The sequence below is a fragment of the Halalkalibaculum sp. DA384 genome (assembly GCF_043951955.1).
GTDB lineage: Bacteria > Bacteroidota > Rhodothermia > Balneolales > Balneolaceae > JAMQKA01.
Genome location: NZ_JBINJE010000002.1, coordinates 53,410 through 67,221, shown reverse-complemented (window position 1 = coordinate 67,221; position 13,812 = coordinate 53,410). Strand labels below are relative to the sequence as shown.

Here is a 13,812-nt window from a genome sequence, read left to right as displayed (position 1 = left end):
CTATCCGAGAATAATTCCAATACCAAACAGGAGACCGAATATCGTCATAAACTGTGCGGTGCGTTCGAGCGTGTCATTGAGCTTGCGCTTGTCGGTTTCCGTCCATATCTGTTTGAGCAGCAGCAGCGCGGCGGGTATTGTCAGGTACGGGAGGAAGGCAGGCCATCCATACTCCAGCCGGAAGAAAAAGTGGGGGGGAATGGCCAGCGAGATCAGCAGCATAAAAAGGTACTCGAACCGGAGGGCGTTTTCCCCGAACAGGACCCCGATGGTATTCTTGCCGGCGGGGCGGTCCTGCTCAATATCCCGAAGATTATTCACTACCAAAATATTGGTGGAAAGAGCGCCAACCGCCAGTGAGGCCCAGAAAGAAGAGACGGACCACTGCAGGGCATTTACATAATAAGTGCCCATAACCGCAACAATTCCGAAAAAGATAAATACGAAAATATCCCCAAGCCCATTGTAACCAAGCGGGAAAGGTCCGCCCGTGTAAAGCACGCCGCAGATCAGCGATAACACACCGATCAGGAGAATAACCCATCCGGCGTGCCACACAAGGTACAGCCCTAGCAGGAACGCAAGTCCCATGGTAATAACGGTGGCAAAAAGCATCTGGCGAGCGGAGACCAGTCCCGAGGCGGTGGCACGCTCAAATCCTATGCGTGTATCCGTATCAGCACCCTTTTTAAAATCGAAATAATCGTTGGCAAAGTTGGTACCGACCTGGATCAGAAGTGCACAGACCAGTGCCACCATGCTGGGAAGCGCATCAAAAACCCGATCGTTCAACGCAAGCGCCACACCCACAAAAACCGGGACAAAAGCAGCTGCAAGCGTTTGGGGGCGGGCCGCCGCAATCCAGATCTTGAAGTTGTTGTTACTCACAAATATTCGTCTGACAGTTGAAATTTCGGTTAGCGGAAGTTAAGGCTTTAAGGAGTTGTTTTTAAACGAAATTCCGGTGAAACGGGGTATCCGTTGAATCCGTGCGATTCGGACTAGAGTATTAAAAAATTAGGCTCAATAGTTTGCATAGCATTAATGAATTATGCAAAAAAGAAAAAGAAGCTAAATATTTGTTGATTATATGAATAAAAAGTTTTTTATTGGAAACGAATTTGAAGTGCTCGGCAACGAATGGTTGAACCGACGGAAACTAAATTCAGTTGCAGATTGTCATTCTGCCTGAACATTCATATGTAGATGGCAGAAACATTCGACTGATTAATTATGCAATAATAATTAGTTGCTGACAAGGCACTTCTCATTCTGAATGTTTAATTATAAGCATAACATCCAAACAACAACTAATTACTGAAACTCACATGGCATATTCTAAACTTGAATACATCTGGCTTGATGGTTACAAACCAACGCAAACTCTGAGAAGCAAGACCCGTATTTTGCATGATTTCAGCGGAGATCTCGAGGATGTACCTAACTGGTCATTTGACGGAAGCTCAACTGAGCAGGCTACCGGCGAGGCTTCTGATTGCATCTTAAAACCGGTTGCCATCTATCCAGATCCTGCCGTAAAGCATGGCTATCTTGTAATGACAGAAGTACTCAATGCGGATGGGACTCCTCACGAGACCAACGGGCGTGCTCACATCGACGACGAGGACGAAGATTTCTGGTTCGGATTTGAGCAGGAATACTTTATGATTGATCCCGATACCGGCCTTCCGCTGGGTTTCCCTGAAGGTGGATATCCCGCCCCGCAGGGACCGTACTACTGTGGCGTGGGCGCTGATGCCGCGTTCGGCCGCGAACTGAAGGACGAGCACCTGGACTTGTGCCTTGAAGCAGGCTTGAACGTGGAAGGTACGAACGCCGAGGTAGCTGCCGGCCAGTGGGAGTTTCAGATTTTTGGAAAAGGTGCGGCCAAAACAGGAGATGAAATCTGGGTTGGGCGATACCTGCTTGAACGGACGGCCGAAAAGTACAGTATCGTTATCGACTGGCATCCCAAGCCGCTGGGTGATACCGACTGGAATGGTTCCGGAATGCACGCAAACTTCTCTAATGGCGCAATGCGTGACAAAGGCGGTAAAGAACTGATGACCAAGGTCTGCGAAGAGTTTGGTAATCATATTCAAGAGCACATTGCCGTGTATGGTGCCGACAACGACAAGCGCCTGACCGGCAAGCACGAAACGCAGTCTATCGACAAGTTTAGTTACGGCGTTTCTGACCGCGGTGCTTCCATTCGTATCCCGGTCCCTACTGTAGAAGAGGGCTGGAAAGGACGACTGGAAGATCGCCGCCCGGCTTCCAACGCCGATCCTTACAAGGTAGCTGCTCGTATTATCAAAACGACCAAGCTTGCTACCGGCTAAGAACCGATAAACTCGATTTGCAAGCCCCGTGGATAAAAGCACGGGGCTTTTTTATTAAGTAGATTATCCAATCCAGGGAGTATCATCCCAGTTGGGTTTGCGCTTTTCAAGGAACGCATCGCGGCCCTCTTTGGCTTCATCGGTCATGTAGGCCAGGCGGGTGGCTTCGCCGGAGAAGACCTGCTGGCCCACCATGCCGTCATCCACCAGGTTAAACGCGTATTTGATCATGCGGATAGCCGTGGGACTCTTTGCAAGGATCTCCTGCGCCCACTGGCAGGCCGTCTCTTCCAGCTTTTCATGCGGAACGACCGCGTTGACCATGCCCATCTCGTAGGCTTCCTGCGCGGAGTAGCTTCGCCCCAAAAAGAAAATTTCCCGCGCCCTTTTTTGTCCCACCTGTCGCGCAAGCAGGGCGGAGCCGTATCCCCCGTCAAAACTGGCTACGTCGGCATCGGTCTGCTTGAAAATGGCGTGCTCCTTGCTCGCAATGGTTAGGTCACACACCACGTGCAGGCTGTGTCCGCCCCCGACAGCCCAGCCCGGAACTACACAAATAACGACCTTCCCCATAAACCGGATCAGGCGCTGCAGGTCCAGCACGTTGAGGCGGGGGGTGCCCTCATCATCCTTGTACCCGAGTTTATCGCGCACGCGCTGGTCGCCTCCCGAACAAAACGCCCATTTGCCATCCTTGGCGGAGGGTCCTTCACCTGTCAACAGCACCACCCCGATGCTGGTGTCTTCCCGGACATTCAGAAATGCTTCCTGCAGTTCAAAAAGTGTTTTCGGGCGAAAGGCGTTGCGCACCTCCGGCCGGTTAATCGCAATGCGTGCGATGCCCTTCTTTTTCTTGAAGGTGATGTCATCATAATTTTTTACGGTATTCCATTCTGTACTCATAATGTCAATGCTGTAATTTTGAAGAGTTAGCCCGGATTTCTCACGAAATTATAAAAAAAGGTTACCCCTTTGGTATTGTTTGATATATCGAAAATCATATATAGCCCAAATTTCTTGGTGAATAATCCGGATTAGGCGCTGCCGGTAACACTTAATTTGGGGATCAGTTGCTTAATGTGACGTTAAAAAAATGTATTTCATGCTGGTCTTTTTTTTGGGGACCGGGTTTTGTCAGCTGTTGCAGGCAGAAGAAAAGACAAACGCCTTTACCTGGTCAATAAATGCCCGGGGGTGTTCCAGGTGAATACGGTGCCCGGCCTTTCTTATAATATGAAATTTACTCTTGGGAATATCCTGATCCATCTCATTGAGGATGTTACGGTACTTTTTATCATTCTCCCCTGCCAGCAGCAGAACAGGCATGCAAAGCTGGAACAGGCTGTGTTTCACCGGTGGCATGCGTGCCGTCCCAAATCCGCGCAGGCTGCGGGCCATGTTAACGGGATCCTGGCGCTGCTGGATCGCTTTGTATGACGACACCATCTCTTCGGGAATGTCGGCTTGGTGCCTGAAAAGCGGGAGTTGCTGCCAGTCGGAAAGAAAATGGCTGAAGTCCGATTCTATGGCCGCCGCCCGTTGCTCATCAAGTTTCAGGCGGCGGTCTCTTTCCGAGGGATCCGTAATACCGTAGTTGGTACTTTCCAGTATCAGTCCGGCGACCGTCTCGGGATGTTGCAGGGCATAACGCAATGCCAGTCGCCCGCCCATGCTGTAGCCGTGTATAAATATTTTTTCTTTGTTCAGGCAGCTTACGATGGAGTGGAGATCCTCAAGTTGATAGTCAACGTGGTACCGCTCTGCCGAATCGGCCCCCGGGGTACGGCCATGGCCTAGCAGATCAAGAGTAACGGGATTGACGAATCGGGATAGCGGCTTGATGAGATGGTCAAAGACTCTGCCACTGCCCATAAATCCATGCAGTAAAAGCAGGCAGGGCAGGGAGGGATCCTGCTGATGCTTTACCAGATGATAGGAAATACGGTTGATAATCACTTTCATGGCGTTACGAAGAAAAATTCCAGAGTTTATGTCTCAGCTCCATCGAACATTTCGAATCGGTTTTACACTCCAGAAGGTGTATTCCGGGAGTTGTGAAATGGGTTAACTGAATTTGATTCAATTGGTCCACGGTTCTGATTACTGAAAACGGGAGGTTGTGAGCAGTGGCAAGGCCTCGGAAATTAACGTTTTGAGGCGTCTCAAAATAGGGGAGGTACAGCTTTTTATGTTCATATACAGGCAGCATGCGAAAAATATTCCCCCCCTTATTATTCAATAATACAATCACCAGCGGTTCCTCCAGTTCGGCTGCACTCAGGAGCGCATTGCTGTCATGCAGTGCAGCCAGGTCCCCGATAAAAAGAACGCCCGGCTTTTTGCCGGCTAGCGTGGCACCTGTGGATGTTGATATAATCCCGTCGATGCCGCTGGCGCCCCGATTTACGAAGGTGGGATGGGGGGGAGATCCCGCAAACAGCATCCAGTCGCGCACGGGGAACGAGTTGGACAGGAATACATTCCATGAACGGGGAATCTGCCGGCTCAGGTAGTAAAAGACGTGACCGTCACCCAGTTTATTCACGGGTTCCAGCTGCTCTTGCCGGAATGCATTGAACGTTCGCTCTGCTGTTTTCCAGGAATGTATCCACCCTGGATCCGCTTTTGTATAATCCCGCGATTTGCCCACCTGTTTTCCCGGTCCTTCCAGTCGGTGACTGACCGCGTGCGTAGCGTCCTGCCATTCTTCCAGTTCCCCGAAATAAAGATGAGGAATATCATCAAACGCCGACAGGTAGATCTCCAGGGCTTTGCTTACCGGCTGCATGCCGAATCGCAGGACAAGATCGGGTTTTAGTTTCTGGCGCAGCGAGCGATTCCTTAAAAATCCGTCAAATCCGGAGATTATGTTGGGATGACCTGTTGCCGGGAATTCCGCCAGCAGCGGGGCCGACAACGCTTCCGCCAGGGAGACAGCCGGATCCAGATCTGGCTGCACGCCGCCCGGACCTTTGACAATAACAGGGCGGGCAGATGCTGAAATAAGTGATCTGATCTCGTCAGGAACCGAAGGGGAGCCTGTTGTCCGGAAAACGGAGGTCTGGGGAGCAGGGGATTGGTCAATGAGCAGACGGTTTTCTGCCTCGATCTTTTCTACAAACGAGGGAGTGGGCTCCAGCGGCTTCCGGAAGGGGAAATTGACATGAGCGGGTCCACCCCGGCGTAACGAGAGGGTGACACTTTGCGAGGCAGCCATTTTCAGGCGTTTGATATCTTCCGGCTCCATAACCGGTTCTCCCGCCTCATGAAAAAAGACCGGGTAGTCACCATAAATTTTGAGTTGATCGATCGCCTGGGAAGCTCCTGCATTCCGGAGGTGGGGCGGTCGGTCGGCAGTGAGTACCAGCAGCGGGACTCCCGAGTGGCGCGCCTCGATGATGGCGGGAAAATAGTTGGCTGCGGCCGTGCCCGAGGTGCAGATCAGGACGGCGGGAACCCCGGCGCTTTTGGCCATGCCAAGTGCCATGTAGGCTGCTGAGCGTTCATCCAGTACGGTGCGCGTGGTGAATCCCGGGTGCACAGCGGCCGCCATAGTAAGTGGTGTAGATCGCGATCCCGGGGATATAACAACCTGAGATACGCCGTCGGCATACAGTTCCCGCAAAAAAATGGTAGCCCAGAAAAAGGCTTTATTCTGCTTGTCTGTCTCCATTACTTTCCAGTGCTGCAAGAATTGGCATGAGCTTCAGGTTCGTCTCCTCCCATTCGGTCCGGGGATCGGAGTCTTTGACAATTCCACATCCTGCAAACAAGCGTGCTTTGTTGCCGTCGACAAGGCTGCTGCGAATAGCCACCGCAAACTCCCCGCCCCCGTTGAGGTTAAACCAGCCAACCGGACCCGCATACCAGCCGCGGTCAAAATTTTCCAGCTTGCTTATGTAAGGGACAGCCCGGTCTCGCGGATGGCCGCCAACTGCGGGAGTGGGATGCAGTTTTTCCAGGATGGAATAGCGGTCGGTATCCTGCTTGAGCCAGGCCCGCACCGGCGTATGGAGGTGCTGAACATTCTTCAGCTTTTTTACGTCCGGCTGATCTGCACGTTCAATTTTTCGGATAAATGGCGCAAGGTGTTTTTCAATGGCATCGGTCACAAACTGGTGTTCGCTCCTGTTCTTTGAGCTGTTCAACAGGAATTTTTCCAGGTGGATATCCTCAGTGGCCGTTTTCCCGCGAGAGACACTCCCGGCCAGGCTATCGGTCAGCAGGTAGTTTTTTTGGAACGATACCAGCCGTTCCGGGGAACATCCCAGAAAAGATTTCCCTTCGCTGTTCTGGATGAGAAAATTGTAGCAGGCGGGGTACTGCCCGCGCAACGTATTCAGCACCTGTGTGGGACTGATCGGCTGCCGGGTTGTCCTGACAACTTCGCGGGCAAGGACAATCTTGTCGAATGCATTGTTGTTGATGAGCTCTTTGGCCTCCTCAACGATTTTGGTCCATTCCGCTTCCGGTTGATCGGCGGGTACGGTATGCTCTTCCAGATTAATAGTGTTGGACGTGAATGGAGGCGGTTTCATATTCAGACGGAAGAGCTGTTCAAACCTGTGTAACTGCGATGCCAGTTTTTTGCTGGCAGCCGCCTGGTCCTCTCCGTCATCAAGTTTCATATTAATCGTCAAAAGCCCCAGCTTTCCCTCCCGTATCAGCTGCCATCTTGGAACCGTCAGGGATCCCGACCCAAACGGCTTCCACCAGCGGCTTTTAACATTGTCAAAGAATGAAAATCCTCCCAGAAAATGGATCCCGGACAGGGAGTGGTTACAAAGGGTAAAACTGGCCGATGACTGTTCAATTTGAGCAACCCGCCGGGCGATATCCCTGAAGCGATCTCCCCCCTCGTCGCGAATGGTTTCCAGCTCACCTCCCGCCGAAAGCGCTAGTTCCTGATCCGGTTTTTCCCAGTAAAAATTGAACTCGCTGGTGGACTCAGACAGGATTTCGAGGCAGGCCAGGGGATCAAACCGGGGTACGGGGAACGTAAACGAGATAAATTGTTTGTTCGCATCTGGAGCTGTAACCTGTTGTATGAAATGTTGAAGATCAGATCTTTCCAAATACTCGGATAGCATCAGCTGGCCGTCTGTATCGGAAACTGAAGCAGAATCGCTCATGTGGTTCGAGAAAATTGACGTTTTGACATTCATTACTTTCAATATAAATTGAAAATTGAAGATTCCATAACGCAACCGCTAATTTTTAACAAATTTCGGCTTGCAAAAAACATTGAAGTTTGGGACAATTAGAGGAATTAATTTGGCTAACTAGTTTGAAAACACGTTAACAGGGGTAAGAAAAAAGGATCTTTTATGGTTACTATAAAGCCTTTCGACCAGCAGAATGTGGCCCTTCACTACAAGTGGAGCAATGATGAGGAGTTGAACTACTTTGATTCTGAGGATATCCACAAGGTTGAAAGCTTCGAATCCTTTTTACGGCATATCAAATCGGTGGTCGATGAAAAAAATGCGACGGCAGATCTTTTTGAAATACATCTATCCGGGAATGGCAAGCTGATCGGCATTGTGGATCTGCACGAAATTGATCCGCAGAACCGGCGCTGCTATGTGAAATGCTCCATAGGAGATCGAAAATACACAGGTAAAAAGTATGAAGTGGAAGCCCTTCGGAAAACACTGGCCTACTGCTTTAATGAACTTGAGATGCACAAGGTGTGCACGGCGGCCTTCGATTTTAATACCACGTGGATTGAGGAAGTACAAAAGCTGGGGTTCAGGCAGGAAGGCAAACTACGTGAGCATCTTCGCAGGGATGATGGATATTGTGACAAGCTCGTCTTCGGGCTGCTGGACCAGGAATTTGAACAGGCCCAGCAGGAGACTGAACTTCATCCTGTAAACCAGCATGCCGGGTAATGTATGTTATGACCTGTTTATTCGTGCGGTACAGTTTTAAGTTGTTGACCCGAGGCCTGAAAATGGTCAGTAGTCGGCTGATTGCATTGCATATTTAATAACATCAGGCTCTCCCGCACAAATGAAAGTGGTTTCTGTACCTACTGCGCATCATCGTTACTTCCCGAGGTGTAGGGGTTGTAGATGCCGTATTCCTCCGGGTCGTATTCTGCCAGGTGAAAAAAATGCTCCCACGCAGCCTCGCTATTCCCGTTGTCATCCACCCAGCTGGGATGACTTTGTTTGATTAAGCCCACCGCCCGCTTGGCGTACTCCAGCCGCTCATCCTCATCTTTGATGCGGGGAAGGGCCGCGATCATCAGGTCCAGGTTGTAACCGCAATCATAATCTTTTGGCTTGCTTTGTTCAATAAACATGTAATGGTTGCTTCGTTTGGTATCGGTCTCTGCGTTGAATCTCAAAAGTAAAACATTTTTGTCTATCCATAAAATCGGATCTCTGATTAATCCCTTATTTGATATTCGAGTTGGTAAGGCAATTTTCCTATATTCCCTTTCTATCAGTTAAAACAGAAGCAACATCTATTAAATCTTGAATATGTACTATAATTCCATTCTAGAATCAATCGGCAATACCCCGCTGGTGAAACTTAACAAGGTGACAGAAGGCGTTTTGGGAACGGTGCTGACCAAAGTTGAATATCTGAATCCGGGATTGAGCGTCAAGGACCGGATAGCGGTAAAAATGATTGAAGATGCGGAAGAAAACGGACTGTTGAAACCGGGTGGCACCATCATTGAGGGAACATCCGGGAATACGGGGATGGGGCTGGCCCTGGCGGCGGCTGTTAAAGGGTACAAGTGCATTTTTACCACGCAGGACAAGCAGAGCAAGGAAAAGATCGACAAGCTTCGCGCACTGGGAGCCGAGGTTCGGATGTGTCCCACCGATGTCGAGCCCGATGATCCCAAGAGCTACTATTCGGTGGCCAAACGGCTGAATGAAGAGATTCCCAACTCGTTCTATCCCAACCAGTATGACAATATGAGCAACACCCAGGCCCATTACGAGACCACGGGACCGGAAATATGGGATCAGACCGGGGGGAAAGTGACACACTATGTAGCCGGTATGGGCACCGGGGGAACGATCTGCGGTGCGGCTAAATACCTGAAGGAACAGAACCCTGATATCCAGGTGATCGGGGTTGACAGCGTCGGGTCGGTCTACAAACATTATTTTGAAACCGGTGAATTTGACAAGAGCGTGATCCACTCCTACTTGACGGAGGGCATCGGGGAAGATATCATTCCCGGGAACATGGATTTCGACTTGTTGGACGAGGTCGTGCAGGTCAATGATGAGAACGCCCTGACCTTTACCCGAACACTGGCCCGGCAGGAGGGGCTGTTTGTCGGCGGGTCGTGCGGGGCGGCGGTTTATGGTGCGCTGGAATATATTCGGGAAAACCCGTTCGGGGAAGACGACCTGATGGTGATTATTCTTCCCGACAGTGGTTCGCAGTATGTTTCAAAAATTTATAATGACGAGTGGATGAAAAAGCATGGTTTCCTGGAAGAGGAGTAGTCGTCAAAACGGAAAAATTCTTTAATCTCAGAACATAAAGTTGATACAATGTCAGATCAAACCAACGAGTTTAACAAAGAGCAGATGCAAATTGAGCTTCCGGAGGAAGAAGCATCCGGGACCTACTCAAACTTGGTAATGATCACTCACTCCAATTCCGAATTTATCCTGGATTTCATATCAGTCATGCCGGGAGTGCCCAAGGCCAAAGTGGTAAAGCGGATGGTGCTGACGCCCGATCACGCCAAACGCCTTTCCAACGCACTGGCCGAAAATGTGAGTCGTTACGAAAAGGAACACGGCACGATTTCATCGGAAGATCAATTTGATGTACCGTTTAATTACCGTGGCCCCACCCCGGAGGCCTAACCTGAATTTCTCACGAGGTTAATTTAATATTTCTTGTAAAGCTTTGATATACAGTGGATTACATTTATTTATAGAATCAAAAATAACCTGAGTTCGACATAATTGTCTCACCCGGGTGCCTGTTTGCCTTGGAATGGCAAGAAAACAGTCCCTCCCCGAGGAGGGTGGCCAATCGCATGGGTCTGGCGATTGGGTCGGGAGGTGCAGGCCTAACATAGAATAATATCCCTCCCGCCTTCGGCGGGGCTCCCCCACGGGGAGATTAAAGGCCTGCTCCAGGAAGTTAAGAAACGATGTTAAAGCTGGAAGCTATAACCAACTTACGTTAAAAATAATATAACAGTGTGTAGCCAGCTGCGAAATTGTTTCGTATGCTGCGTTGATGATGGAAATCGCTCACTCTACGTATGACGATACGTTTCGGTTCCCGATTTCCCCGTCGCCTTGCGTACAAACCAATATCTTGGTGAGAATGCAGGTTAACCGGCGCTTCCTTGAAGCAGGGATGACTGATTAATGGAGTCGTCTAAATTGACTTAGCCCGGATTATTCACGAAATACTAAAAGTAGATGGGTATGCTAGATTTTATAAAAAAGCTGTTTCAGTTCAGGAAAAAGGCTCTTACGGTTATACTCCTCGATGATGATGAACCGGAGAGCTCAAACAGTTTTGAGTTCCGTCCCACCAAATTATTTGGGCTGTATTACCTGTCTCTGGCCCTTTTTTCAGTTATTTTAATTTTTTTTGTAATGTTTACCCCTTTGGGTTCTCTTATACATGACAAGCAAGATGAAGAACTGCGAAGTTCTGTCATCGAAATATCAAAAAGAATATCATCTTTACAGGATTCACTACGTGCCCGCGACCGGCAACTTCGGGAAATACAGCAGGTCTTGGCAGAAGGGGAGGATACGACCTTTAATATAGAGGGAAGTATTCCATCTACCGTCTCTCGAAATGAACCAGAGATGTGGGCCTCTTCTGATCCTTCAGGTCCAGCGGTAAACAGCGAAATATTCTCCCGTCAGGAGATTATTTTTTCAGGGCTCTTAAAACAAAGCCCCAGCTTCCCGGCTCCGTTCCCGGTACAGGGCACGCTCACGCGCGGCTTTGACCAGGCAACGGGTCATTTCGGAATCGATATAGCCACGAGTGAGGATGCTCCATTTCAGGTACTGGCCGATGGAACCGTGATCAACTATTACTGGACAATGAATTACGGGTATGTGGTTCACGTTCAGCACGAAAACGGCATCGTCAGTATTTTCAAACATGTATCAAGCCTGTCTAAGGAGGTTGGTGATATCGTCCTTAAGGGTGATATCCTTGGAACTGTGGGTAACGTCGGAACATTAAGTACCGGACCTCATTTGCACATAGAAATATGGAAAAACGGCGTTCCGCAGAATCCCATGATCTATCTTGTCAAATCATAAAAATATTAACTGCATTAAAGAGCTGAAATATCTATGTTTAGCAGTAACGGACGAAAAAAATCAACGGCAAGGACCATGAAAACCAACTCAACCGGTAATAAGATGCCTTCGGTAAATATGATCAGCGAGGGCACACATTTAAAAGGTACGTTAAAAACCAAAAATGATATACGAATTGCCGGGACCCTGGAGGGGGGCGTCAAGGCAAAAGGAAAACTGATTATCTCCTCCAGCGGAAGCATTGACGGAGATATCAAAGCCGTGGATGCCGACATTGCAGGCACCCTGGATGGGGAGATTCGGGTCACCGATAAACTTATCCTTCGGAAGTCAGCGGTAATCAACGGTGATATTTATGCCAAGAGCCTGCTGGTGGAAGAAGGAGCCAAGATCAACGGGGCGTGCCGCATGGGGGAGCAGGCAACGACCATTTCCATTGACCTGGAGGAGCGAAGTTATCCTGAGTCCAACTTGAAAGCGGTAGAAACGCGATAAGCTATCACCTCTGTTCATAATCATATTGAGTCAAAACAATACATTTTCCAAATATACTCAATATATTTCGCTGGGAGCTGAAATAGCTGCCGCTATTCTTTTACCAATCGTCCTCGGGTACTGGCTGGATGACTATTTTAACAGTTCACCGTGGCTGGTACTCGCAGGATGTTTAATTGGGATTGTCAATGTAATGATCGTTATTTTTCGTTTGGCGGATCGATTAAATAATCAGAAATAGTCTTGCTCGATACACTCGTTGACAATTACCTCAGGAGACTGCTGTCCATCGGGGCGGCGGGCGTAGTGCTTCTGGCGTTCTTTTTTTGGGCTCTCCCGGCTCCCTCAGCACTCGCCCTGGTCGCAGGCTACCTGCTGAGTTTTACCTTTGTGGCAAGCAACTTTCTGTTGGTTCGGAAGATTAACCTGGACGATCAGAAAAAATTTCTCATCCTTTTTTTCGGTTCCATTACCCTCCGCTTTATACTGGTGCTGGTATGTTTTGCCCTTGTTTTGGCATACCTAAAAATTGATCAAATTTTATTTACCATTAGTTTCATTATTTCTTATATTCTCCATTCTGTAATCGAGATCATTTTTATTAATAAAATTCTGGAAAATCGACACGAAAACTAGATGATACAGAGCCTGCATCGCCCCCTGCTAACTGTACTGATTTTATTGTTTGCTACTTCCTCTCTCAGGGCCTACCAGGAACAGCATTCCGAAGAAGAGTCGAAGGATATTCCGATTGATGTGGTTGGAAAGGTTCAGGATCATCACTATCTGGACCTGGCCGGTTATCACCTGGAGCTGCCTCGTATTCTCTTGGTCGATGGGCAGTGGCATTTTTATCGTTCTACCCGGCAGGCTGTTGAGTCGGGCAACTTTGCAGAGCAGGGCCACACGCTGGTTCCCGCCGGCGGAGGGGAGATAACGCTTGATCTTTCTATTACCTCTCACCTTATGTACTTCTGGTTTGGTGTTGGTTTGACGCTTTGGCTGACAATCGCCATGGCCCGCCGCTACAGGAAGGGTGTGGGTAGAGAGACCGAACCCCGGGGTTGGTTCCAGAACCTGTTTGAAATTACGTTTGTATTTGTCAGGGATGAAATTGCGAAAAACAATATACCTGATGATAAATACGAAAAGTTTGTTCCCTATCTTTTTGCGGTCTTTATTTCCATTACATTTATGAATCTGTTTGGCCTGTTGCCCTGGGGGGTAACGGCTACGGCTGATATTACGGTAACCGGAGTGCTGGCTGCGTTCACATTTTTTATTACCCAGTGGAACGGGTCCAGAGATCACTGGGAGCATGTGTTTTGGTTTCCCGGCGTTCCCGGTTTGATGCGTATTATATTGACTCCCATCGAGATAATAGGCCTGTTCACCAAGCCGCTGGCCCTGGCCGTTCGTCTGTTTGCGAACATGCTTTCTGGAAAGATCATGATTATATGTATACTTGGCCTGATATTTATCTTTACGGAGTTTTTCGGCTCTGTTGTAGGGCTTGGGTCCAGTATCCTGGTGGTACCGCTGACGGTGGCACTGTATGTATTGAAAGCTTTTGTGGGTGTATTGCAGGCGTACATTTTCGCCCTGCTTTCAGCGGTCTTTATAGGCATGGCCGCTGAAGAACACCACCATGAAGAGGGTGTTGAGGCCCACGCGTAAGATCTTTTTTT

Annotated in this window: 14 protein-coding genes and 1 pseudogene; 9 read left to right on the top strand and 6 right to left on the bottom strand. The window is 49.1% G+C overall.

Annotated features, from left to right (window positions below; translation table 11 throughout):
• Positions 1 to 888, bottom strand: a complete 888-nt coding sequence (locus tag ACG2E4_RS01705; RefSeq protein ID WP_395275532.1) for a 1,4-dihydroxy-2-naphthoate polyprenyltransferase — start codon at positions 886 to 888, stop codon at positions 1 to 3.
• A gap of 440 nt (positions 889 to 1,328) precedes the next feature.
• Here ACG2E4_RS01705 and ACG2E4_RS01700 point away from each other — a divergent pair, with 440 nt between their 5' ends.
• Positions 1,329 to 2,342: a glutamine synthetase beta-grasp domain-containing protein gene (locus tag ACG2E4_RS01700; protein ID WP_395260525.1), complete on the top strand. Its 1,014-nt coding sequence runs from the start codon at positions 1,329 to 1,331 to the stop codon at positions 2,340 to 2,342.
• A gap of 63 nt (positions 2,343 to 2,405) precedes the next feature.
• Here the strand turns inward: ACG2E4_RS01700 and ACG2E4_RS01695 are convergent, their stop codons facing one another.
• The 4 genes from ACG2E4_RS01695 to ACG2E4_RS01680 all read right to left on the bottom strand — a co-directional run bounded on the left by ACG2E4_RS01695 (position 2,406) and on the right by ACG2E4_RS01680 (position 7,474).
• Positions 2,406 to 3,245 (bottom strand): 1,4-dihydroxy-2-naphthoyl-CoA synthase, encoded by an 840-nt coding sequence (locus ACG2E4_RS01695; protein ID WP_395275531.1) that lies wholly within the window; start codon positions 3,243 to 3,245, stop codon positions 2,406 to 2,408.
• A gap of 231 nt (positions 3,246 to 3,476) precedes the next feature.
• Entirely contained in the window at positions 3,477 to 4,304 is an 828-nt protein-coding gene (menH, locus tag ACG2E4_RS01690) for a 2-succinyl-6-hydroxy-2,4-cyclohexadiene-1-carboxylate synthase (protein ID WP_395260522.1), read from the bottom strand.
• Positions 4,305 to 4,308: 4 nt separating this feature from the next.
• On the bottom strand, positions 4,309 to 6,015 hold the full coding sequence (gene menD / locus ACG2E4_RS01685; RefSeq protein ID WP_395260520.1) for a 2-succinyl-5-enolpyruvyl-6-hydroxy-3-cyclohexene-1-carboxylic-acid synthase: 1,707 nt from the start codon (positions 6,013 to 6,015) through the stop codon (positions 4,309 to 4,311).
• Positions 5,993 to 7,474: an isochorismate synthase MenF gene (locus ACG2E4_RS01680; protein ID WP_395260519.1), complete on the bottom strand. Its 1,482-nt coding sequence runs from the start codon at positions 7,472 to 7,474 to the stop codon at positions 5,993 to 5,995. Before ACG2E4_RS01680 ends, menD begins: the two co-directional genes overlap by 23 nt.
• 195 nt (positions 7,475 to 7,669) lie before the next feature.
• Here ACG2E4_RS01680 and ACG2E4_RS01675 point away from each other — a divergent pair, with 195 nt between their 5' ends.
• Positions 7,670 to 8,236 carry a GNAT family N-acetyltransferase gene (locus tag ACG2E4_RS01675; RefSeq protein WP_395260517.1) on the top strand — a complete coding sequence of 189 codons (567 nt, stop codon included), beginning with the start codon at positions 7,670 to 7,672 and terminating at the stop codon, positions 8,234 to 8,236.
• Between the two features lie 140 nt (positions 8,237 to 8,376).
• Here ACG2E4_RS01675 and ACG2E4_RS01670 read toward each other — a convergent pair whose 3' ends face one another.
• Entirely contained in the window at positions 8,377 to 8,697 is a 321-nt protein-coding gene (locus tag ACG2E4_RS01670) for a DUF4290 domain-containing protein (RefSeq protein ID WP_395260516.1), read from the bottom strand.
• Between the two features lie 136 nt (positions 8,698 to 8,833).
• Between ACG2E4_RS01670 and ACG2E4_RS01665 the strand changes: the two are divergent.
• The 7 genes and pseudogenes from ACG2E4_RS01665 to atpB all read left to right on the top strand — a co-directional run.
• A pseudogene (locus tag ACG2E4_RS01665) lies at positions 8,834 to 9,820 on the top strand (PLP-dependent cysteine synthase family protein); the annotation flags it as partial.
• Positions 9,821 to 9,871: 51 nt separating this feature from the next.
• Positions 9,872 to 10,192, top strand: a complete 321-nt coding sequence (locus tag ACG2E4_RS01660) for a DUF3467 domain-containing protein (RefSeq protein ID WP_395260514.1) — start codon at positions 9,872 to 9,874, stop codon at positions 10,190 to 10,192.
• A gap of 576 nt (positions 10,193 to 10,768) precedes the next feature.
• Positions 10,769 to 11,629 carry a M23 family metallopeptidase gene (locus ACG2E4_RS01655; RefSeq protein WP_395260512.1) on the top strand — a complete coding sequence of 287 codons (861 nt, stop codon included), beginning with the start codon at positions 10,769 to 10,771 and terminating at the stop codon, positions 11,627 to 11,629.
• A 75-nt stretch (positions 11,630 to 11,704) separates the two neighbouring features.
• Positions 11,705 to 12,124, top strand: a complete 420-nt coding sequence (locus ACG2E4_RS01650; RefSeq protein ID WP_395260511.1) for a polymer-forming cytoskeletal protein — start codon at positions 11,705 to 11,707, stop codon at positions 12,122 to 12,124.
• A gap of 25 nt (positions 12,125 to 12,149) precedes the next feature.
• Positions 12,150 to 12,365, top strand: a complete 216-nt coding sequence (locus tag ACG2E4_RS01645) for an AtpZ/AtpI family protein (protein WP_395260510.1) — start codon at positions 12,150 to 12,152, stop codon at positions 12,363 to 12,365.
• Positions 12,366 to 12,367: 2 nt separating this feature from the next.
• On the top strand, positions 12,368 to 12,760 hold the full coding sequence (locus ACG2E4_RS01640; protein ID WP_395275530.1) for a hypothetical protein: 393 nt from the start codon (positions 12,368 to 12,370) through the stop codon (positions 12,758 to 12,760).
• The gene (atpB, locus tag ACG2E4_RS01635) at positions 12,761 to 13,801 is read left to right on the top strand and encodes a F0F1 ATP synthase subunit A (protein ID WP_395260506.1); all 1,041 of its coding nucleotides are present in this window, start codon (positions 12,761 to 12,763) and stop codon (positions 13,799 to 13,801) included.
• The last annotated feature ends 11 nt before the right edge of the window (positions 13,802 to 13,812 follow it).